Here is a 21,710-nt window from a genome sequence, read left to right on the forward strand (position 1 = left end):
CCGTCGACTTTCTCGGCACTGCCGGTGCGCGCAAGCTGATCAACGTTGCCAACGGTACCGTGGCCGCCGATAGCCAGGAAGCGGTGAATGGCGGCCAGCTGTTCAGCACCAACCAGAACGTGGCGCAGAATACTGCTGAAATCGCTGGCAATACCGCAGCGATCACCGGCATCGACAGCCGCGTGACCAACGTCGAAGGCAGCGTGACGAACCTCGACGGCCGCATGAACAACGTCGAAGGCGATATCACCAGCATCACCACCAACCTCAGCAGCGGCACCATCGGCATGGTCCAGCAGTCCGCCGCCGGTGAAAACCTCACTGTGGGCAAGGACAGCGATGGCGCCGCCGTCGACTTCCTCGGCACTGCCGGTGCGCGCAAGCTGATCAACGTGGCCGATGGCACCGTGGCCGCCGACAGCCAGGAGGCCGTGAATGGTGGCCAGCTGTTCAACACCAATCAGCGGGTCGAGCAGAACGCTACGGATATCGCCGGCAACACGGCCTCGATCGGTGACCTGAATACCCGTACCACCCAGAACACCGCTGATATCGCCGGCAACACGGTGGCGATCAGCGGCCTGGATGGCCGTGTCACCCAGAACACCACGGATATCAGTGGCATCAATACCACCCTCGCCAGCATGAGCGGCACGCTGTCCGATGCCCTGGTCTACGACTCGGCGGCGCACGACAAGGTGACTCTCGGGAGTACCGGCAAGAGCGTCCAGTTGACCAACGTCAAGGCCGGCCAGTTGTCCGAAGACAGCACCGATGCGGTCAACGGTGCGCAGCTGTTCGATACCAACAACAAGGTCGCCGTGATCGACGGTCGCGTCACCGGCCTGGAAAGCAGCGTCAACAACATCGTCAGCGGCGGTGGCATCAAGTACTTCCACACCTCGTCGAGTCTGGCCGATTCGGTGGCCAGCGGCGCCAATGCGATCGCCGTCGGCGGCAATGCCAAGGCCAGCGGCGACGGTTCGGTCGCGCTGGGTGAGGGCGCCGAAGCTTCGGCCAAGGGCAGCGTGGCGCTGGGGCAGGGGGCGAGCGACGGCGGTCGCGGTGCGCCGGCCGAGGCCTACGTCGGGCAGTATTCGGGAGCGAGCAACGACAAGGTCGTGGGCACGGTATCCGTCGGCAATGCTGCAACTGGCGAGACCCGCACCATCAGTAACGTGGCTGATGCCCAGGAAGCCGGCGACGCCGTCAACCTGCGTCAGCTGGATGGGGCAGTGGCTGCATCGAAGTCCTACACCGATAGCCGGGTCGAAGGGATCGCCGGGAGCGTCGCCAATGTCGATGAGAGTATCGCCAAGGTCGACAACCGGGTTACTCAGGTCGAAGACAGCGTCAGCAGTATGGGCGCGGTGAACAATACCGCGAAGCTGCAGAAGCCGACCGCCACCGGTACCAACGCTGTCGCTGTCGCCCCGGGGGCGGAGGCCTCGGGTGCCAGCAGCACGGCGGTGGGCTCCAACGCCAAGGCCAAAGGCAGGAACTCGGTGGCCGTCGGCGCCAACTCGGTAGCCGAGCGCGACAACAGTGTCGCCGTCGGCAGCGCCGGTAACGAGCGCCAGATCACCCACGTGGCGGCAGGCGTGGAGCGTACCGACGCCGTCAACGTCGGCCAGGTGGAGGATGCGCTGGGCAGCCTTGCGGGGCAGACCAACTCGCAGTTCAACAGCCTGCGCAATGATCTGAAGGAGCAGGACGACCGCCTGAGTGCCGGCATCGCCGGTGCCATCGCCATCGCCAGCCTGCCGCAACCGATGAGCAACGGCGGTAGCACCACCGCCGCCGGTATTGGCAACTTCAATGGCCAGTCGGCCGTGTCGGTGGGCGTATCGCACGTCTCCAACGACGGCAAGTGGACGACCAAGGTCGGCGGTAGCGTCGATACCCAGAGCAACTTCTCCCTCGGTGCGGGGGTGGGTTACAACTGGTAAATCGGCGGATCCTTCCCGCTGGAAACTCGGCGGGAGGGATCCTTGCAGGAAGCTCGAAAGAATGACGGGGCGCTCAGGCGCCTCGTTTTCTTGTCTGTTTTCACAGGGCTCCGGCTCTGCGGCAATACGCTGCCCCGACCATTGACAGCTGAACCCGTCTTGCACGCGGTATACGCCGGTTGGTAGCCTTCCCCATCTGAAAAAACCAGCAGGGCTGGGTATGGCGATCCGGGTTGTCGAAGCACAAGAAGTAGATCAGCAGCGAATAGCCATTCCTGGTTGGGAACAGCAGTACACGCAGATGTCCGCCGGGCGCTTCGCCGGGCGCATCCTGCATGCCGAGGTCGAGGGGATCGAGCTCTACGAGGAGCAGATGAACCTGCGCGTGGAGCAGGAATTCCATGCCCCGCCCGGTGCGCTGGTGTTCAGCTTCGACATGTCCGACAACGCGCTCTACCTGCTCGACGGGGAAACCCGCAACGCCTGGGTCACCCCGGAGAACTACCGCGAGGTGGCGGTGGTGATCAAGGAGTCCGCGCATTGGGGCCAGCCGGCGGATGCCTTCGCCGACCTGGTGCTGACGCCGCTGCGCTCGGGCCACTGCCAGTCGGTGGCAACCTCGCTGAGCAACCTCCTGACCGGCGCGACGACGGGCGATGATCCGATGGATGCACCGGGCGTGGCGCAGAGCATCGTGTCCAACTGTTTCTCGCTGCTGTGCGAGGCGCCCCTGGATGGCGAGCGTCGCGCGCGCTCCATCGTCCAGGCCAAGCGCGTCGTGCAGCGGGTCAAGGAAGTGGTGAACGACTGCCCCGACGAGCAGTTCGGCATGGCCGACCTCGCCGCCAAGGCGGGCGTCTCGCCACGCACGCTGCAGCAGTCGTTCCTGCATTACGCCGGTATCCCGCCCATCGTCTGGCTGCGCAACCGCCGCCTGAACGCCGCGCGCCGCGACCTGCTGGCTGCCGCCGAATCCGGCATGACCGTGGCCGAGGTGGCGATGAAATGGTCGTTCTGGCACCTGGGGCGGTTTTCCCAGTCCTATTTCGCGCTGTTCGGCGAGTATCCGAAGACGACGGCCAAACTGGGCGGCCGGGCCTGCTCCCATTGCCTGCAACGCAGCGGTAGCTGAGCCATCGCGGACAGTGGCCCCACGGCCGAGACGTGCAGAGATCACAGAAAAAGCCCCCGAATCGGGGGCTTTTCGTTTACAGCAGCGCGATTGATCAGCCGATCAGCTCGCGCACCCGATACCACGCCATGCCCAACGCCAGCAGGGGCGAACGCAGCAGCTTGCCGCCGGGGAAGGTCAGGTGGGGGACGGCGCTGAACAGGTCCAACCCCTTACTCTCGCCCTGGTGGATGGCTTCGGCGAGCAGTTTGGCCGACCAGTGCGTGACGTTCAGTCCGTGGCCGGAATAGCCCTGGGCGAAGTACACATTGGGATGGGCCTTGAGCCGCCCGACCTGCGGGAAACGATTGGCGGTGATGCCGATCATGCCGCCCCACTGGTAGTCGAGCTTCACCTGTTGCAGCTGGGGGAACACCTTGAGCACCTTCGGCCGCATGTAGGCGCCGATGTCCGCCGGGTCGCGCCCGGAGTAGTGGCAGGCGCCACCGAACAGCAAGCGGCGGTCGGCCGTCAGGCGGTAGTAGTCCAGCCCCACCTTCTGGTCGCACAGCGCCATGTTCTGCGGGATCAACTGAGCCGCCAGTTCCTCGGACAGCGGCTCGGTGGCCACCACGTAGCTGCCGGCAGGCAGCACCTTGCCCGTCAGCTTTGGTTCCAGCTCCTCCAGGTGCGCATTGCAGCCGAGTACCAGCGTGTTCGCCAGCACGCGGCCCTGGGCGCAGTGAACGACGGCGGTTGCACCGTGCTCGATACGCAGCACCGGGCTCTGCTCGAATATCTGCGCGCCGAAGGACTTGGCCGCCCGGGCCTCGCCCTTCACCAGGTCGAGCGGGTGCAGGTGGCCCGAGCCCATGTCGATGTGCCCGCCCGCGTAGCAGTCGCTGGCGACCACTTCGCGCATGCGTTCCGGCGGTACCAGCCGGGTTTCGTGCGGGTAATCCGAAGCGCTCAGCGATTCCTGCTCGCGGACCATGGCGGCATATTGCGCCGGGGTATTGGCCAGCTCGCAGAAGCCCCAGCGCAGGTCGCACTCGATGGCAAGCTCGCGGATGCGTTCGGCGACCAGGGCCACCGAATCGACACCTGCCTGCTCCAGATACTGCACGCCTTCCTCGCCGACGTACTTGGCGAAGCCGCTGACGTCATGGCCGATGCCACGGATCAGTTGCCCGCCATTGCGCCCACTGGCGCCCCAGCCGATGCGCCGGGCTTCCAGCAGCACCACGGAGTGGCCACGCCGGGCCAGCTCCAGGGCTGCGTTCACGCCGGTGAAGCCGCCGCCGATCACGCAGACGTCTGCCCGCACATCCCCGGTGAGGGAAGGGTACTGCTGACGGTCGCGGGCGGTCGCGGCGTAATAGGACGCGGCGTGCTCCTCGGTGTGCTTCATGGGACTTTCTCGCATCATTGGTTGAACTTGATCTTGCTCCAGCTGCGGGTCATCAGGCGCATGATCTTGGGCGGCGGCGCCTTGGCGATGTACAGCTTGTCGAGCACGGCCTGGCTCGGGTAGACCTCGGGGTTGTTCTGCATTTCCTCGGGCAGCAGGGTCTTGGCGTCAGCATTGGCGCTGGGGTAGCCGACGTACTCGCTGATGCCGGCGATCACCTTCGGATCGAGGATGTAGTTGATGAACGCCAGGGCCTGTTCCGGATGGGTCGCATCCGAGGGAATCGCCATCAGGTCGAACCACAGGTTCGCGCCTTCCTTGGGAATGCTGTAGGCGATCTCGATGCCGTTCTTCGCTTCCTTGGCCCGTGCGGCGGCCTGGAACACGTCGCCGGAGTAGCCGAAGGCCACGCAGATGTTGCCGTTGGCCAGGTCCGAGATGTACTTCGAGGAGTGGAAGTAGGTGACGTACGGACGCACCGCCACCAGCTTGGCCTCGGCCTTCGGGTAGTCCGCCGGGTTGGTGCTGTTGGGGTCCAGGCCGAGGTAGTTGAGCACCGAGGGGATCATCTCGTCGGGCGAGTCCATGAAGGCCACGCCGCACGTGCTGAGCTTCTTGATGTTCTCCGGCTCGAACAGCACCGACCATGAATCGATCTTGTCGACGCCCAGTACCTGCTTGACCTTGGCGACGTTGTAGCCGATGCCGTTGGTGCCCCACAGGTAGGGTACCGAATGCTTGTTGCCCGGGTCGTTCTGTTCCAGCAGCTTGAGCAGCGTCGGGTCCAGGTGCTTCCAGTTCGGCAGCTGGCTGCGGTCGAGTTCGAGGAACACGCCGGCCTGCACCTGGCGGGTCAGGAAGTGGTTGGACGGCACCACCACGTCGTAGCCCGAGCGGCCCGCCAGCAGCTTGCCTTCCAGGGTCTCGTTGGAGTCGAAGACGTCGTACACCGGCTTGATCCCGGTGGTCTTCTGGAAGCCGGCGAGGGTGTCCGGAGCGATGTAGTCGGTCCAGTTGTAGATGCTGACCGTCGGTTCAGCGTGTGCGGCCGAGGCAATGGCGGCCAGGGCGAAGGGCGCAAGGGTGCGCAGCAGTCTCATGGGGACTCCCGAATTGTTGTTGTGAAGTCGGTTGAGAAGGGTCAGACGCTCAGCAGGAGGAACTCACGCTCCCAGGAGCTGATCACCCGCTTGAAGTTCTCGTGCTCGGTGCGCTTCACCGCCACGTAGCCCTGCACGAACTTCTCGCCGAGGAATTCCTTGAGCACGGCGCAGTCTTCCATCTGCTGCAGTGCGTCCTCGATGGTGATCGGCAGGCGCAGGTTGCGGCGCTCGTACGCGCGGCCCTGGACGGCGGCGCTGGGGTTGATCTGCTCGATCATGCCCAGGTAGCCGCAGAGCAGGCTGGCAGCCAGTGCCAGGTAGGGGTTGGCGTCGGCGCCCGGCAGGCGGTTTTCCACGCGCATGGCGGCCGGCGGAGCAGCGGGGACGCGCAGGCCCACGGTGCGGTTCTCTTCGCCCCATTCGACGTTCACCGGCGCGGAGGTGTCCGGCAGGAAGCGGCGGAAGGAGTTCACGTTCGGCGCGAACATCGGCAGCACTTTCGGGATGTACTTCTGCAGGCCGCCGATGTAGTGCAGGAACAGCTGGCTCATGGAGCCGTCTTCAGCGGCGAAGATGTTCTTGCCGGTGGCGATGTCCAGCACGCTTTGGTGAATGTGCATGGCGCTGCCGGGCTCGTCGGTGATCGGCTTGGCCATGAAGGTGGCGCTGACGTCATGCTTGAGTGCGGCTTCGCGCATGGTGCGTTTGAACACGATGATCTGGTCGGCCAGGCTCAGCGCGTCGCCGTGACGGAAGTTGATTTCCATCTGCGCCGGGCCGTCCTCGTGGATCAGCGTATCGAGGTCCAGGCCCTGCAGTTCGCACCAGTCGTAGACGTCCTCGAACAGCGGGTCGAATTCGTTGGCGGCATCGATGGAGAAGCTCTGGCGGCCGCTTTCCGGGCGGCCCGAACGGCCCACGGGGGCTTCCAGCGGGAAGTCCGGGTCGCTGCTGCGCTTGGTCAGGTAGAACTCCATCTCCGGCGCCACCACCGGGCTCCAGCCCTTGTCGGCGTAGAGCTTGAGTACGCGCTTGAGGACGTTGCGCGGGGACAGTTCGATGGGGTTGCCGACCTTGTCGAAGGTGTCGTGGATGACCATCGCGGTCGGCTCCAGCGCCCAGGGCACCAGGAAGATGGCGTCCGGGTCGGGCTTGCAGACCATGTCGATGTCCGCTTCGTCGAGCAGGTCGTAATAGACGTCGTCATCGACGAAATCGCCGGTGACCGTCTGCAGCAGAACACTTTCGGGGAGACGCATGCCCCCCTCGCCGAGGAACTTGTTGGTGGGAGAAATCTTGCCGCGGGCGATGCCGGTGAGATCGCTCACCACGCATTCGACTTCGGTGATTTTCTGTTGCTTCAGCCGTTGCTCCAGTTGCTCGGCGGGGGTGGTCATACAAGCCTCGGTTTTGATTTTGTAATGGATGCACGCACAGCATCTTGCTGCCAGGCGAGACTAGTGTCGGCTGGAGGCGGGAGTGTGTTCTATCCACTTTCCGCAAGGCTTGGGAATCGCTGCAAAAAAGCGCCTGCTTCCAATGCAGAAAGCCCCGGACGCCGTGGCGACCGGGGCTGCTGGTGTAAAAGGAGCGGTTCGGGAATCAGACCCCGGACTTGATCCGGCTCCAGTCGCGGGTGATCAGGCGCAGGATCGATGGGCTCGGCGGCAGGCTGACATACATGCCCTTGACCAGTTCGGCATTCGGGTAGACCGCCGGGTTCTCGCGGACCTTCTGGTCCATCAGCGCCTTGGCCGGCACGTTGGCGTTGGCGTAGTGCAGGTAGTCGCTGGTCCTGGCGATCACGTCCGGGCGCATCAGGTAGTTGATGAATGCGTGGGCGCCCTCGGGGTTGCGTGCATCCTTGGGGATGGCCAGGTTGTCGAACCAGATGTTGGTGCCTTCCTTCGGCACGCTGTATTCCACCCGCACCGAACCGCCAGCTTCCTGGGCGCTCTTCTGCGCCTGCAGCACGTCGCCGGAGAAGCCGATGGCCACGCAGACGTTGCCGTTGGCGAGATCGGCGATGTACTTGGTCGAGCTGAAGTAGGTCACCGAGGGCTTGAGGCTTTCCAGCAGCCTGGTGCCCGCCTCGTAGTCCGCCGGGTTGTTGCTGTTCGGGTCCTTGCCCAGGTAGTGCAGGGCCAGCGGCAGGATCTTCGCCGGCGAGTCGAGGAAGGCCACGCCGCAGCCCTTGAGTTTGGCGAGGTTCTCCGGCTTGAACACCAGGTCCCAGGAGTCCAGCGGCGCGTCGGCGCCCAGCGCGGCCTTGACCTTCGCCGGGTTGTAGCCCACGCCGACGGTGCCCCAGAGGTAAGGCACGGCGAAGCGGTTGCCGGGGTCGGACAGGGCGACGCGGGCCAGCAGGTCGGGGTCGAGGTTCTTGCGGTTGGGCAGCAGCGCGTCGTCCAGCGGGCGGTAGACGCCGGCCTTGAGCTGGCGGGCGAGGAAGTCCGCCGAGGGCACCACCACGTCGAAGCCCGAATGCCCGGTGAGCAGCTTGGCTTCCAGCACTTCGTCAGACTCGAAGGCGTCGAGCACCACCTTGATTCCGGTTTCCTTCTGGAAGTCCTGCAGCACGGTCGGCCCGATGTAGTCGGCCCAGTTGGCGAAATGCACTTCCTGCGGCGCCGCCATTACCGGCAACGCGACACCGGCCAGCAGGCCGGCCAGACAACCCAAAGCACGCTTGTTCATCTTCACTCCTGAGGGCGCCGGCTTGCGCAGCGCCCATGCGATCGGCAGGTGGGAATCGGGCCTTGTTCTGTTGTTTTCGGCCCTGGCCGAAAACTAGGCGTGGCGCGGTTTTGCGTCGTTCTTCCGTGCACGGGCGGAATCGGCGATGCTGCTGCGGACCCGCGGCACTGTGCAGCGCGATCCTCGCGCCCTACGCTGCGGGCCTGGGCGGAGGGAAAACCATGAATGAAGAAACCGAGCGCACCCGCGAAGTGGTCACGCGCTACCACCGGTGCTGGATGAATCGCGACGTCGAAGGCGTGCTGGCGATGTTCCATCCGCAGGTGCAGTACTGCGACTTCTACAACGACCTGGAAATCCCCGCCAGCGAGCTGCCCGGCTACATCCGCACGGCGATGCCGCGCAGCCCGCAGCATCACATCGAGCATATCGACCAGATCCGTGCCGATGGCGACACCGCGTTCATCCAGTACCGCTCGCGCCTGACGCTGCGGCGCAGCAGCCGGCTGGCCTCGTTCCGCGCCAGCGAGGCGATCACCGTGCGCGATGGGCTGATCTGGCGTGTCCATGAGTACGCCACGCCCGTGCGCGAGCAGCGCGAGGAGGGCGTCAAGGACCAGCGCCGCCTCGGTCTGAACTCCGCGCAGGTGGGGAAGATGCTGCTGGATATCGAGTCCTACTTCGGCAGCGCCCATCCCTATCTCGATCCGGAGATGGACCTGGAGCGCCTGGCACGGGCCACCGGCTACACGCGCAACCAGATTTCCTACCTGCTCAACCAGGTGCTCGGGCAGAGCTTTTACCGCTACCTGAACCAGGCGCGCATCGGCCACCTGCTGGAGCGCCTGCGCGAGGAGCCGGCGGCGCGCATCGACGAACTGGCGTTCGCGGTGGGCTTCAATTCGTTGTCGGTGTTCTACCGCTGCTTCCGCGAGCACACCGGGCAGCCGCCGCGTGCGTACCTGGCGGCCATGCAGGAGGGAGGCCCGGCCTGACGCAGGCGTCAGGCCGGGCTCGGTCAGAGGACCGCGTCGAGCAGCCGGTACCAGGCGATACCGACGCCGAGATAGAGGCGCTGCAGCCCGTGGAAGGGGATCGGCCGCACCGGCGTGACCGGGAAGGGGAAGTCCTTCTCGCGGTCCAGCAGGCGCTCTGCCAGGTGGCGGCCCAGGGCGGAAGCCATGGCAATGCCGCGGCCGTTGTAGCCCAGCAGGATGCTCAGGTTCGGCGCCGGTTCGTGCAGCCGCGGCATGAAGTCCGGCGTCAGCGCCACGCGGCCACTCCACTGGTACTCGAACTCGACCTCGGCCAGCTGCGGGAACAGCCCCAGCAGCGAACGCTTCAGATGCAGCCAGTCACCGGACGAGCGCGGCTCGGCGAACGGCCCGCGGCCGCCCAGCAAGAGCCGGCCGCGGGCGTCCTGCTTGAAGTACAGCAGCAGGCGACGCGCATCCGAGCAGACCTCGCCACCCGGCAGCACGCTGCGCCGCAGGTTCTCCGGCAGGGGTTTGGTGGCGACGATGAAGCTGTTGGCGGCGATCACCGTCTGCCGCAGCTTCGGCCACAGGTCGTCGGTATAACCGTTGGTGGCGAGGACAACGCGCTCGGCAGTCACGCTGTGCCCGGTGGCCGTGCTGAGCTGCCAGCCGCTGCCGTGGCGGCGCAGCCCGGTCACGCGGTTGTGGCCGTGAATCGCGGCACCTTCGGCCAGCGCAGCGCGGGCCAGGCCACGCACGTAGCTCAGCGGCTGCACGCTGCCGGCGCGCGGGTCGACCCAGGCGCCAAGGTAGTCGTTGCTGCCGATGCGCTGGGCGACGCAGCTCTTGTCGAGCATCTCCACCGGCACGCCGCGCTGGCGCCACTGCTCGGCGCGTTTTTCGATGGCGCGCAGGGCGGCCGGGGAGGCGGCCGGTTGAATCCAGCCCTTGCGGGTGGCTTCGCAGTCGATGTCGTAGCGGCGGATCAGCGCGAAGACTTCATCGGCAGCGCCCCCGGCAACTTCGATCAGGCGCTCGGCCTTGTCGCCGCCGAACATCCGGCGCAGGTCGTCGGGGTCATGCTTGAGGCCGGGAATCACTTGCCCGCCGTTGCGCCCGGAAGCGCCCCAGCCGGGCTCGCCGGCGTCCAGCACGCAGACGCGCACGCCATTGCGGGCCAGGTGCAGCGCCGTGACCAGACCGGTGTAGCCGGCGCCGACGATGGCGACGTCGACCTGCTTGTCTTCAGCCAGCGCCGGTGTTGCCGGGCCGGCGTTCGCGGTGGCCGCCCAGAGCGAGGGTGGCAGTGCCAGGGGCTGGGCGTTCATGCCTGGCCTCCGTCGGTGTTGAGCAGGCGGCGGAGGAATTCCTGGGTGCGCGGCTGGCTCGGCGCGCCGAGCACGTCCTTGGCCGCGCCTTCCTCGACGATGCGCCCGCCATAGAGGAAGCACACCTTGTCCGCCACTTCTCGGGCGAAGCCCATCTCGTGGGTGACCACGACCATGGTCATGCCTTCGTCGGCGAGCTTGCGCATCACCGCCAGCACCTCACCGACCAGCTCCGGGTCCAGCGCCGAGGTCGGTTCATCGAAGAGGATTGCCTTGGGCCGCATGGCCAGGGCGCGGGCGATGGCGACGCGCTGCTGCTGGCCGCCGGAGAGTTCGTCCGGGTAGGCATCCATGCGATGGCTCAGGCCGACTTTTTCCAGCAGCGCGCGGGCGTGCTCGCGGGCCTCGCCCGGGCGTTCCTTCTTCACGTACACCGGGCCTTCCATCACGTTCTGCAGCGCGGTGCGGTGGGGGAACAGGTTGAAGCGCTGGAAGACCATCGCCACCTGGGTGCGGATCTCGTGGATGGAGTTGGCGTGGCGGTCGACACGCTCCTGGCCCACGAGAATGTCGCCACCCTCGTAGGTCTCCAGGCCGTTGATGCAGCGCAGCAGGGTGGACTTGCCCGAGCCGGACGGGCCGATCAGGCACACCACCTGGCCGCTCTCCACGGACAGGTCGATGCCTTCGAGGACACGGGTGCTGCCGTAGCTTTTGTGCAGCGACTGGATGCGGATCATGCTTTCTTCCTCGTGGCGATGCGCGCTTCGAGGCGGCGCAGGGCGTACGACAGCGGCAGGCTCAGGGCCAGGTAGAGCAGGGCCACCAGGGTGTAGACGGTCATGTTCTCGAAGGTCGAGGAGGCGATCAGCTGGCCGGCGCGGGTCATCTCGGCCACGGTGATGGTGGACACCAGCGAGGAGTCCTTGAGCATCATCACCAGGGTGTTGCCGTAGGGCGGCAGGGCGATGCGGAAGGCCTGCGGCAGCACCACTCGGCGCATGATCATCGGGCCGCGCATGCCGAGGGATTCGGCGGCTTCGATCTGCCCCTGCTGGATGGCCTGGATGCCGGCGCGGAAGTTCTCCGCCTGGTACGCCGAATAGGCGATGCCCAGGCCGATGATGCCGGCCTGCATGGCGCTGAGCTGCACGCCGAAGTCCGGCAGCACGAAGTAGATGTAGAACAGCTGCACGATGATCGGCAGGCCGCGGATCACGTTGACCACGGAGATGCCGAATAGCGCCACGGCGCGAATCTTCGACACCATCATCAGGGCGAAGGCCAGGCCGATGAGCGAGCTGAGCAGGAACGACGCAATCGTGACCTGCACGGTGACCACCGCGCCACTCAGGAGAATGGGCAGGAAGTCCAGAGCATTCTGGAGAAACATGGGAAGTGTCCGTGAGCGTAAATCAGAGAGCGCCCGTGGCCGGGCGCAGGAGGCGCGCGAGAAGGGCGACCGTCAGTCCAGGTGCCACTTGTCGATGATGCCGGCGAGGGTGCCGTCGGCCTTGATGCTGGCGATGCCCTTGTTCACCTGGGCGAGCAGAGCCGGATCGCCCTGGCGCAGGATCAGGCAGACCTCGCCCTTGATCTGCGGCTGGTAGCTGTCCACCAGGCGCACCTTCTTCAGGCTGCCCTTGGCCATCTGGTAGGCGAGGATCGGGTGGTCGCCGAAGCCGGCCTTGATGCGCCCCAGGGCCAGGTCGCGGGTGAGGTCGGCGAGGGAGTCGTAGCCGCGCACTTCCTTGAAGATGCCGCGCTGGTTGAGCTTGTCGATGAAGATGGTGCCAACCTGGGCGCCAACGATCTCGCCCTTGAAGTCATCCATGCTGGTGTAGGCCTTGTCGTCGTCGGCGCGTACCACCAGGCCTTCGCCGTACTCGAACACCGGGTCGGAGTACTGCACCACTTTCTCCCGCTCGGGAGTGCGCAGCATGGCGGCGGAGATCAGGTCGATCTTCTTCGCGGTGAGCGAGGGGATCAGTGCGGCGAAGGTGGTCTGGGCGATTTCCACTTCGAAGCCGCCGGCCTTGGCCACGGCCTGCGCGGAGTCGACCATCATGCCCTGGATGCTGTTGGTCTTGACGTCGAGGAAGGTGAAGGGAACGCCGGTGGCGGTGGCGCCGACTTTCAGAGGTTCGGCCTGGGCGGCCAGGGATGCGGCGCAGCTGGCGACGAGCGCGAGGGCGCAGGAAAACACGCGGAGGCGAGGATGCATGGATGAACTCCCATTTGACGCGGTTTGTTGTCTTTATGCGTTATGGATAGCCTCGAGTATCGGCAGGAGGCATTGGTCGCAATATAAATGATTTACAAAAATCGTAAAGAGATTTATAAATATCGCATATCGATATTTGAGATCTAATAAGAACCTGATCCTTCGCAAGGACGAGACATGAGCGACAACGAAAACAGCCTGTTCAACCAGTCGCTGGAAAAGGGCCTGGCCGTGCTGCGTGCCTTCAACGCGCGCAGCCGCACCATGAACCTGGCGGAAGTGGCGGAGGCCGCCGACATTACCAAGAGCTCCGCGCAGCGGATGATCCATACGCTCGAAGCGCTGGGGTATGTCTGCAAGCACCCCCAGACCAAGCGCTTCCAGCTGACCCCGCAGGTGATGGAGATCGGCTACAACTACCTCGCCGCCGACACCCTGGTGGACGTCGCCAACCCCTTCCTCGCGGAGCTGGCACAGACCACCGGCGAAACCACCAACCTCACCGAGCCGGTGCGCACCGACATGCTCTACGTGGCGCGCTTCGTGGGGCCGAAATTCATCCCGATCCACCTGCCCATCGGCAGCCGCATCCCGATGTACTGCACCGCCTCGGGCCGGGCCTTCCTCAGTGCGCTGAGCGACGACGAGGTGCTGGAGCTGCTGCGGGACAGCGATCTGTCCAGCCACACCCAGTACACCCGCACTTCGCTGGAGGAAATCCTCGCCGAGATCGCCGAGATTCGCCGCAAGGGTTATGCGATCAACAGCGAGGAACTGTTCCTGGGGGACATGGCGGTGGCTGCGCCGGTACGCAACAGTCAGGGCCGCCCGGTGGCCTCGGTACACGTGGTGGCGCCCACCAGCCGCTGGAGTCGCGAGGATGCCGAGCGCCGCCTGGCGCCGGCGGCCATTGAGTGCGCCAGGGCGATCAGTACGTCGATCAGGACGCTGTAAGGCGGCTCAACCGTTGTGCTCCACCTCGACGAAGTGCCGTGTGCCGGCCTCGACATCGTAGATGTGGTAGTTGTTCATCATCCGTCCGTACAGGTGCAGGCTGACTGCCCGTGTGCGGTCGGCTGGGACGCCGGTGACGTGGATGTGGTCGGGATTGGGCACGAAGCTGGTCACCGCACCCGGTGGCAGCAGGATCATGCCGCCCTTGACCAGTTCGATGCCGTCGTCTCGCGAGCGGTCGGCCGAGAGGCAGACGTAGCTGCGCTCCTCCAGCACGCCTTCGACAATGCCGACCACACCCCAGCTGCCGTGGTCGTGAACCGGCGTCCACTGGCCCGGGGACCAGACCAGGGCATAGAGCGACAGGTTGTCGTCCGGCGACTGGTAGATCAGGTTGCGCGCATAGTGGGCCGCGTCGCTCTGGTAGTGGTGCGCTTCGAGGAAGTCACCGGCATGGGCGAGCAGTTCCATCATGAAGGGTGCCAGCGAGGCCACGCACTGGCAGGGTTCGGATTCCTCGCGGCTCAGGCGGGTGGCCTGGTCGATGAAGCGGGAGAGGGTGGCATGCGGCATGAGCGGTGCGCTCCGGCGGGTGTTGGCGACACAACGGAAGTCACTCTAGTCGCTTTTTTCGAGCCTGCCCGGAACCGCAGGGCGCAAACCCCGGCAGAGGTTATCCGCCCTGCGTGGTCGCTCAATCGCCTTTCGGCGCGCGCCGCAGCAGGTAGGTGTCCATGATCCAGCCGTTGGCCTCGCGGGCTGCCCGGCGGGTGCGCTGGATGTCTTCAGCAACCTCGACGAGCCTGCCGCTGCGGAGGATTTCATCGGGCGTGCCGACGTAGGCGCCCCAGTAGATTTCCAGCTGCGGGTCCTCCAGTTGGCGGTAGGCGTCCTCGGCGTCGAGCATCACCACGACACTCTCTGCGTTGTCCGGGAAACCTTCGGCCAGGCGCCGACCGGTGGTGATCTGCACCGACTGGCCGATGGCATTGAGCGGCACCCGGTGGCGCGCCGCGAGGGCCTGAACGCTGGTGATGCCGGGGATGACCTCGTAGTCGAACTGCACGCGCCCCTGGCGTAGGATCGCATCGAGGATGCGCAGGGTGCTGTCGTACAGCGATGGGTCGCCCCAGACGAGGAAGGCGCCACACTGTCCCTCCGGCAGTTCATCGCTGATCAGGCGCTCGAAAACCTGCTGCTTGGCGTGGTTGAGGTCGCGCACCTGCCCGGTGTAGTCGCCTTCGCGCACGCGCTCGGGGCTGTCGGCCTCGACGATGCGGTAGTCGGAGTGGTTGACGTAGCGTAGCAGGATGTCGCGGCGCAGCCGGTTCAGCTTGTCCTTGCTCGCGCCCTTGTCCATGAGGAAGAACACGTCCGCGCGGTTCATCGCGTTGATGGCCTGGACGGTGAGGTACTCGGGGTCGCCTGCGCCGATGCCGATGATGAGCAGCTGCTTCATGTCTGGTCCTGCGTGCCGTGGATCGAAGGGCTTCAAGACTACGCCTGTCCGGCGACGCGCTCATCTACCGGACCGACGCGGTAGCAGTAACGTAGGGCGGATAACCCGGTACGGGGTATCCGTCGTGGCGGATAACGCCTGGGGCGTTATGCGCCCTACGGGGCGTCATCGACTCGCGTTCAGCCTAGCAGCGCCAGGTCCTTGCGCAGCTCGCGGGCGGCCGCGACCATGTTCACCAGCGCCGCCTCGGTTTCCGGCCAGGCGCGGGTTTTCAGGCCGCAGTCCGGGTTGACCCACAGGCGCTCGGCGGGGATGCGCTGTGCCGCCTTGCGCAGCAGCTTGACCATCTCGTCCTTGCCCGGCACGCGCGGCGAGTGGATGTCGTAGACGCCTGGGCCGATCTCGTTGGGATATTCGAACTTCTCGAAGGCCTCCAGCAGCTCCATGTCCGAGCGCGAGGTCTCGATGGTGATCACATCGGCGTCCATGGCGGCGATGGACTCGATCACGTCGTTGAACTCGCTGTAGCACATGTGGGTGTGGATCTGCGTTTCGTCGCGCACGCCGGAGGCGCACAGGCGGAAGGCTTCGGTGGCCCAGGCCAGGTAGCCGCCCCAGTCGTTGCGGCGCAGCGGCAGGCCTTCGCGGAACGCGGCTTCGTCGATCTGCACGATGCGGATGCCGGCGGCCTCCAGGTCGAGCACTTCGTCGCGGATCGCCAGGGCCAACTGGCGTGCCTGCTCCTCGCGAGAGATATCCTCGCGCGGGAAGGACCACATCAGCATGGTCACCGGGCCGGTCAGCATGCCTTTCATGACCTTCGCGGTGAGGCTCTGGGCGTAGCGGATCCACTCCACGGTCATCGGTTGCGGGCGGCTGAGGTCGCCGAAGATCACGGCCGGCTTCACGCAGCGTGAGCCGTAGCTCTGCACCCAGCCGAAGCGGGTGAAGAGGTAGCCGTCGAGTTGCTCGGCGAAGTACTCGACCATGTCGTTGCGCTCGGCCTCGCCGTGTACCAGTACGTCAAGGCCCAGTTGTTCCTGGATTTCCACGGCATGGCGGATTTCGCTGTGCATCGCCTCGGTGTAGTCGGCGGCGCTCAGTTTGCCCTGCCTGAACGCCTGCCGCGCGAGGCGAATGGAGGCCGTCTGCGGGAAAGAGCCGATGGTGGTGGTGGGGAAGTCCGGCAGGTCCAGGCCGGCGCGCTGCTTGACGATGCGCTGGGCAAAGGGCGATTGGCGCTGGCTGTCGGCGGCATTCACGGCGGCCAGGCGGGCCTTCACCTGCGGCTTGTGGATGCGCGGCGAGGCGGCCCGGCTGGCTTGCACGGCGCGGCTCTGCTCCAGGGCGGCAAGGACATCCGGCGCCTGCGGTTCATTGACGGCGCGGGCGAGCAGCGCAACTTCGGCGCACTTCTGCACGGCAAACGCCAGCCAGCTCTTCAGCTCGGTATCCAGTTTGTCCTCGCGCTCCAGGTCCACCGGGCTGTGCAGCAGCGAGCAGGAGGGGGCGACCCACAGGCGTTCGCCGACACGGTCATGGGCGTAGCGCAGTACGTCCAGGGTTTTCTCCAGGTCGCAGCGCCAGACATTGCGGCCGTTGACCACGCCGAGGGAGAGAATCTTGTAGGCCGGCAGGCGGTCGAGGATGCTCGGGAACTGCTCGGGAGCGCGCACCAGATCGAGGTGCAGGCCATCCACCGGCAAGCCGGCGGCCAGTCCCAGGTTGTCGTCCAGGCCGCCGAAGTAGGTGGCAACCAGCTTCTTCAGCGGCTCGCTCTGCAGCAGGTTGTAGGTGCGCTCGAAGGCGTTCTTCCAGGCTTGCGGCAGGTCGAGGGCGAGGATCGGCTCGTCGATCTGCACCCACTCCACGCCTTGCGCGGCGAGGCGGCGGAAGATCTGGCCGTAGAGCGGCAGCAGGCGCTCGACGAGGTCGAGCTTGTCGAAGTCGCTGCCCTTGGTCTTGCCCAGCCAGAGGTAGGTCAGCGGGCCGATCACCACAGGTTTCACCGTGTGGCCGAGGGCGTGGGCTTCGTCCACTTCCTCGAACAGTTGCTCCCAGCTCAGTGCGAACTGCTGTTCAGCGCTGAATTCAGGGACGAGGTAGTGATAGTTGGTGTCGAACCACTTGGTTAGCTCTTGTGCGAGAAGGGGCTGGGCATGGGCACCACAGCAGCCGGTGCTGCAGTCCGTCGCCACGGCGCCGCGCGCCATGGCGAACAGGGTCTGCAGCGTCGGTTTGGCATCGCCCCGGTCGCGGAAACGCTCGGGAATCACGCCGAAGGTCAGCGAGTGGGCCAGGACCTGGTCGTACCAGGCGAAGTCGCCCACCGGCAGCAATTCGATGCCGGCGTTCTTCTGCACCTGCCAGTGGGCGGCGCGCAGTTCGCGGCCGACGGCGCGCAGGCCGGCTTCATCCAGTTCGCCTTTCCAGAAGGCTTCCTGCGCCTTCTTCAGCTCGCGGTCGCGGCCGATGCGGGGGAAGCCGAGGTTGTGTGCGAACGCCATGTGAATCTCTCCATTGAATCAACGATGGGGAAATTCTCCGTGGCGCGCCTTCATGAGACAAACTCAATGTTCTCGTGATGAACATAAGATTTACTCATGTTGGTTCGTGTCAGCTTCCCGCACGCATCTGCCGCGCCAGGGCTCCTGGCGAGGTCCTGAGCTGGCGTTGGAACAGTTCGATGAAGGCCGAGGTGGATTCATAGCCCAACTCGCCCGCGATCAGCGTGACCGACTCGCCGCGTTCCAGCCTCGGCAGCGCCGCGAGCAGCCGTACCCGCTCGCGCCACTCGCGGAACGACAGCCCGGTCTCGTCGCGGAACAGCCGCGCCAGGGTGCGCCGCGAGGCGCCGACGCGCTGTGCCCAGTCTTCGATGCCCAGCCGCTCGCCGGGGTGTTCCTGCAGGTGATCGGTGACCCGCCGCAGGCGGGCATCGCGCGGCAGCGGCAGGTCCAGGCCGGAGTCCGGCGCATTGTGCAGCTCATCCACCAGCACCTGCATCAGCCGGGCTTCCGGCCCTTCGTCGGGGTAGTCGCTGGCGAATTCGCTGGCGCGCTGGATGAGGTTGTCCAGCAGTGGCGAAATCTCCACGACGCGGCACGGCCCCAGCCCGGCGGCGATCTCCGGGGCCAGGTAGAAACTGCGGAACACCACGGCGGTGCGTGCCCGTACGCTGTGCGTGACCCCCGCTGGCAGCCACATGGCGCGCCGGGGCGGGATGAGGCAGGCATGCTGCTCGGTGCTGGCCTCCAGCACTCCGCTGGCGGCGTACATCAGCTGGCCCCAGGGATGGGTATGCGGCTCCACGCTGTGGCCGGCCGGCATGTCGAAGGCGCGCAGCCAGACCGGCCGGGGCAGGGCGGCGAAGCCGGGAAGCGCCAGAGGAACCTGTCCCGTCGACGGCATAGCTTGTCTCTCTCACGGAAGTGGGCCACTTGATGCCGATGGTAGCGTCTTCCCCGATCAATATCAGCCCGTGAAGAGGAAACCGCATGAGCAGCCATCGCCCGCAACAACGCCTGTCCACCCTGGAGATTCGCCAGCGCCGCGAGCCCGGCAGCCTGGTCGTGCTGACGGCTTACTCGGCACCCATGGCGCGTTTGCTCGACCCGCACGTCGACGTACTGCTGGTGGGCGATTCGCTGGGCATGGTGCTCTACGGCCTGCCGGACACGCTGGCCGTCAGCCTGGACACCATGATCGCCCATGGCGCCGCGGTGGCCCGTGGCTCCCAGCGCGCCTGCGTGGTGGTGGACCTGCCTTTCGCCAGTTACCAGGCCTCGCCGCAGCAGGCCTTCCTGGCCGCCGCGCGGGTGCTCGCGGAAAGCGGCGCGCAGGCCGTGAAGCTGGAGGGCGGTGCGGAAATGGCCGAGACCATTGCGTTCCTGGTCGAGCGTGGCATTCCGGTGATGGCGCATATCGGCCTGATGCCGCAGAAGGTCAATGCCCTGGGCGGCTTCAAGGTGCAGGGCAAGGAAGAAGCCGGTGCGGCTCGGGTGCTGCGCGATGCCGAAGCGGTGGCAGCCGCCGGGGCGTTCAGCGTGGTGCTCGAAGGCGTGCTGGAACCCTTGGCGCGACAGGTCTGCGAGCGGCTGGAGATCCCGGTGATCGGTATCGGCGCGTCCCCTGCCTGCTGCGGGCAGGTGCTGGTGAGCGAGGACATGCTGGGGCTTTCCGGCGAACAGATTCCGCGCTTCGCGCAGCAGTATGTGCGGGTGGACGAGCTGATCTCGGCGGCGGCGCAACGCTTTGCCCGCGAGGTGCGCGAGCGGCAGTTCCCGCAGGCGCGGCATTGCTTCGGGATGGCGAAGGATTGACGCGCTGGCGCCGGAGCGGGGCTCGTCCCTGCGGGCGGATCACGGCGGTGACCCGTTCCCGCAGGGTGGCTGCTAGAACCCGCTTTCGCGCAGGGCGACCGCCAGCAGGCGGGTGAAACCTTCGCCCAGCCAGCTGCGCCTGGCGCCCTCGATCTGCAGGTGCCCGCGGGTCTCGTGCAGGCCCGGCGGCGCGCCATCGAGCTTCACCAGCACATGGAACAGCGCCGGGTTGGGCACCAGGGTATCGCCCTGCGGGTTGACGTTCAGCGGGCCGCCGTAGCGCGAAGCGAGCATCGGTTGCTCCAGCTGGCTGATGCGCGTGGTGCCGATCAGCACCACCTGGCCTTCGATGGGGCTGGGCACGCCCTCGGGGTAGAAGCGCACGCGGCCGCCGTCGGTGAGGCGCTGCACTTCGTCCTGCTTGACGTAGGCATCCACCAGCCAGTGCCGCGGGTCCACCAGTACGCCGATGGGCTCGCGGGTATTGATCCACTGGCCGGGTTTCCAGTCCGGGTTGACGTCCCGCCACTGGCCGGCAAAGGGCGCCTGGAGGTTCAGCCGCGCCATTTCATTGCGGGCGGCCCGTGCCTGCTGGTACTCCACACCCAGGCGCTGGCGGGTGACGGCTTCCTCGGCGAGGCCGGACGGGTCGGCCAGCATGCCGGCCAGGCGGCCCTGGTAGCCACGGATGCCGGCTTCGCTGCCGCGCACCTTGGCGGCGATGTCGGGCTCTTCCATCACCGCGAGCGTTTCCCCCTGGCCGACCGCGCCGCCAGGGCGCAGGTCGCGCAGCAGTGCCGGGAAGGGGGCATAGACGTGCAGTTGCTGCGCCGCGCGGGCCACGCCCATGGCGTGCACCTGGGTGCGCCATGGGATGGCGAGCAGGAGCAGCACGCCGCCGAGCACGGCCAGAAAGACCAGCTTGCGGCGCGGCTTCACTTCCGCGCGGCGCTGCCACCAGACCTTGAGTTCGCGCCACACGGGCTGAACGATGAACCAGCTGATTTCCACGGCGAACAGGAAGATCCCCAGCAGTTTGAAGAAGAAGTAATAGACCGCCACGGCGATGCCGAGGAACAGCAGCAGGCGGTAGACCCAGGTGCCAAAGGCGAAGGCCACCAACGCCCGGCGCTTGCCGGTCGGGAAATGCTCCGGCCAGGGCTCGTCCAGCCCCAGCAGGTTGCGCCGCAGTGTCGTGCGGGCCAGGGCGCCGGCGCGCTCGTGCAGGTTGGGGAAGTCGAGCAGGTCGGAGGTGATGAAGTAGCCGTCGAAGCGCATGAAGGGGCTGGCGTTCAGGGCCAGCGACAGCGCCCAGCTGGTGGTCGCCAGGTACAGCAGCGCATTGCGCAACGGGCCCGGATCGGCCAGCGCCCAGCCCAGTGTGGAGAGGCCGGCCAGCCCCAGTTCGGTGATGATCCCGGCGCTGGCGATCGCCAGGCGCTGGCGGTTGCTGCGCAGCTTCCAGCTCTCGCCGGTATCGGTATAGAGCATCGGCCACATCACCACGAAGGCGATGCCCATGTGCGCCACCTTCAACCCCAGGCGCGTCGCCACCAGCGCGTGGCCCAGTTCGTGGAGCGTCTTGGCCACCACCAGGGCGGCGGCAAAGCTGAGCAGCCCCTCGAAGGAGAAGGACTCCACCACGTCATGGGTGAAGGTGTCCCACTGGTGCGTCACCAGCACGATGCCGGCGAGGCTCAGGAGCAGCACCAGCATCGCCACGTAGCAATTGAACAGCCAGTCGAGGCTGCCGGCGATGGCGCGCAGGAAGCGCTGCGGGCGAATCAGCGGGATGCGGAAGAACAGGTAGTGGTGTAGCCACCAGTTCCAGCTCATCCAGGAGCCGCCCTCGCTGCGAGCCTGGAGCCGCGCCAGGGCTTCGGCGCCGGGGCGGAGCAACTGGTGCTGTTCGAGGAACTGGCGAAAGCCCAGCACCTGCTCGGCCTCGGGCTTGAGCGCGGTCTGCTCGGCGATCTGCTCGCTGATCTGCCGGGGCGTCTGCTCCCAGCGCAGCAGGCATTCGAACTCCAGCCAGCCGATGCGGTAGAAGCGGTTGAGCACGCTGTCGTGAATCACCCACACCGGCTCGCCGTCCGGGCCGGGGGCTGCTTCGTCGAGGCGCAGGTCGTCACGCAAGGGCGGGGTGGGCAGGTCTTCGGCGGCGATCTCCATCGA

At 66.2% G+C, this 21,710-nt stretch carries 18 protein-coding genes; 5 read left to right on the forward strand and 13 right to left on the reverse strand.

The window, feature by feature from the left end; genetic code table 11:
• A partial coding sequence (locus PNI01S_RS25555; RefSeq protein WP_084359671.1) for a YadA family autotransporter adhesin occupies window positions 1–1,949 on the forward strand: 1,949 nt, incomplete at its 5' end.
• A 301-nt stretch (window positions 1,950–2,250) separates the two neighbouring features.
• Window positions 2,251–3,081, forward strand: coding sequence for a helix-turn-helix domain-containing protein (locus tag PNI01S_RS25560; protein WP_256576727.1), 831 nt, complete (start codon window positions 2,251–2,253; stop codon window positions 3,079–3,081).
• A 94-nt stretch (window positions 3,082–3,175) separates the two neighbouring features.
• Here the strand turns inward: PNI01S_RS25560 and PNI01S_RS25565 are convergent, their stop codons facing one another.
• From PNI01S_RS25565 to PNI01S_RS25580, 4 genes are all read right to left on the reverse strand, one after another.
• Entirely contained in the window at window positions 3,176–4,471 is a 1,296-nt protein-coding gene (locus PNI01S_RS25565; protein WP_024767286.1) for an NAD(P)/FAD-dependent oxidoreductase, read from the reverse strand.
• Between the two features lie 14 nt (window positions 4,472–4,485).
• The gene (locus tag PNI01S_RS25570; RefSeq protein WP_024767285.1) at window positions 4,486–5,571 is read right to left on the reverse strand and encodes a polyamine ABC transporter substrate-binding protein; all 1,086 of its coding nucleotides are present in this window, start codon (window positions 5,569–5,571) and stop codon (window positions 4,486–4,488) included.
• 41 nt (window positions 5,572–5,612) lie between these two features.
• Complete coding sequence (locus tag PNI01S_RS25575) at window positions 5,613–6,971, reverse strand: glutamine synthetase family protein (RefSeq protein WP_084359672.1); 1,359 nt, start codon at window positions 6,969–6,971, stop codon at window positions 5,613–5,615.
• A 205-nt stretch (window positions 6,972–7,176) separates the two neighbouring features.
• On the reverse strand, window positions 7,177–8,271 hold the full coding sequence (locus tag PNI01S_RS25580; protein WP_084359673.1) for a polyamine ABC transporter substrate-binding protein: 1,095 nt from the start codon (window positions 8,269–8,271) through the stop codon (window positions 7,177–7,179).
• 221 nt (window positions 8,272–8,492) lie between these two features.
• On the opposite strand from PNI01S_RS25580, the gene PNI01S_RS25585 reads away from it, so the two are divergent.
• Complete coding sequence (locus tag PNI01S_RS25585; RefSeq protein WP_084359674.1) at window positions 8,493–9,266, forward strand: AraC family transcriptional regulator; 774 nt, start codon at window positions 8,493–8,495, stop codon at window positions 9,264–9,266.
• A 23-nt stretch (window positions 9,267–9,289) separates the two neighbouring features.
• Here the strand turns inward: PNI01S_RS25585 and PNI01S_RS25590 are convergent, their stop codons facing one another.
• The 4 genes from PNI01S_RS25590 to PNI01S_RS25605 all read right to left on the reverse strand — a co-directional run bounded on the left by PNI01S_RS25590 (window position 9,290) and on the right by PNI01S_RS25605 (window position 12,800).
• The gene (locus PNI01S_RS25590) at window positions 9,290–10,576 is read right to left on the reverse strand and encodes an NAD(P)/FAD-dependent oxidoreductase (protein ID WP_084359675.1); all 1,287 of its coding nucleotides are present in this window, start codon (window positions 10,574–10,576) and stop codon (window positions 9,290–9,292) included.
• Complete coding sequence (locus tag PNI01S_RS25595; RefSeq protein WP_024767240.1) at window positions 10,573–11,316, reverse strand: amino acid ABC transporter ATP-binding protein; 744 nt, start codon at window positions 11,314–11,316, stop codon at window positions 10,573–10,575. Before PNI01S_RS25595 ends, PNI01S_RS25590 begins: the two co-directional genes overlap by 4 nt.
• Window positions 11,313–11,969: an amino acid ABC transporter permease gene (locus tag PNI01S_RS25600; RefSeq protein WP_038803618.1), complete on the reverse strand. Its 657-nt coding sequence runs from the start codon at window positions 11,967–11,969 to the stop codon at window positions 11,313–11,315. The genes PNI01S_RS25595 and PNI01S_RS25600 overlap by 4 nt, the downstream gene beginning before the upstream one ends.
• A gap of 72 nt (window positions 11,970–12,041) precedes the next feature.
• Window positions 12,042–12,800, reverse strand: a complete 759-nt coding sequence (locus tag PNI01S_RS25605) for an ABC transporter substrate-binding protein (RefSeq protein ID WP_054907100.1) — start codon at window positions 12,798–12,800, stop codon at window positions 12,042–12,044.
• Window positions 12,801–12,977: 177 nt separating this feature from the next.
• On the opposite strand from PNI01S_RS25605, the gene PNI01S_RS25610 reads away from it, so the two are divergent.
• Entirely contained in the window at window positions 12,978–13,754 is a 777-nt protein-coding gene (locus PNI01S_RS25610; RefSeq protein ID WP_037010593.1) for an IclR family transcriptional regulator, read from the forward strand.
• 6 nt (window positions 13,755–13,760) lie between these two features.
• On the opposite strand, the gene PNI01S_RS25615 is transcribed toward PNI01S_RS25610, so the two are convergent.
• From PNI01S_RS25615 to PNI01S_RS25630, 4 genes are all read right to left on the reverse strand, one after another.
• Window positions 13,761–14,327 carry a cysteine dioxygenase family protein gene (locus tag PNI01S_RS25615; RefSeq protein WP_084359676.1) on the reverse strand — a complete coding sequence of 189 codons (567 nt, stop codon included), beginning with the start codon at window positions 14,325–14,327 and terminating at the stop codon, window positions 13,761–13,763.
• 121 nt (window positions 14,328–14,448) lie between these two features.
• The gene (gene cobF, locus PNI01S_RS25620; protein ID WP_084359677.1) at window positions 14,449–15,213 is read right to left on the reverse strand and encodes a precorrin-6A synthase (deacetylating); all 765 of its coding nucleotides are present in this window, start codon (window positions 15,211–15,213) and stop codon (window positions 14,449–14,451) included.
• A 179-nt stretch (window positions 15,214–15,392) separates the two neighbouring features.
• Window positions 15,393–17,720, reverse strand: coding sequence for a 5-methyltetrahydropteroyltriglutamate--homocysteine S-methyltransferase (gene metE, locus PNI01S_RS25625; RefSeq protein ID WP_024767245.1), 2,328 nt, complete (start codon window positions 17,718–17,720; stop codon window positions 15,393–15,395).
• Between the two features lie 109 nt (window positions 17,721–17,829).
• Window positions 17,830–18,624 (reverse strand): AraC family transcriptional regulator, encoded by a 795-nt coding sequence (locus tag PNI01S_RS25630; RefSeq protein WP_024767246.1) that lies wholly within the window; start codon window positions 18,622–18,624, stop codon window positions 17,830–17,832.
• An 86-nt stretch (window positions 18,625–18,710) separates the two neighbouring features.
• On the opposite strand from PNI01S_RS25630, the gene panB reads away from it, so the two are divergent.
• Complete coding sequence (gene panB / locus PNI01S_RS25635; protein WP_084359678.1) at window positions 18,711–19,535, forward strand: 3-methyl-2-oxobutanoate hydroxymethyltransferase; 825 nt, start codon at window positions 18,711–18,713, stop codon at window positions 19,533–19,535.
• A 72-nt stretch (window positions 19,536–19,607) separates the two neighbouring features.
• Here the strand turns inward: panB and PNI01S_RS25640 are convergent, their stop codons facing one another.
• Window positions 19,608–21,707: a site-2 protease family protein gene (locus tag PNI01S_RS25640; protein WP_084359679.1), complete on the reverse strand. Its 2,100-nt coding sequence runs from the start codon at window positions 21,705–21,707 to the stop codon at window positions 19,608–19,610.
• Between the last annotated feature and the right edge of the window lie 3 nt (window positions 21,708–21,710).

This window comes from Pseudomonas nitroreducens NBRC 12694, from assembly GCF_002091755.1.
GTDB classification, from domain to species: Bacteria; Pseudomonadota; Gammaproteobacteria; order Pseudomonadales; family Pseudomonadaceae; genus Pseudomonas; species Pseudomonas nitroreducens.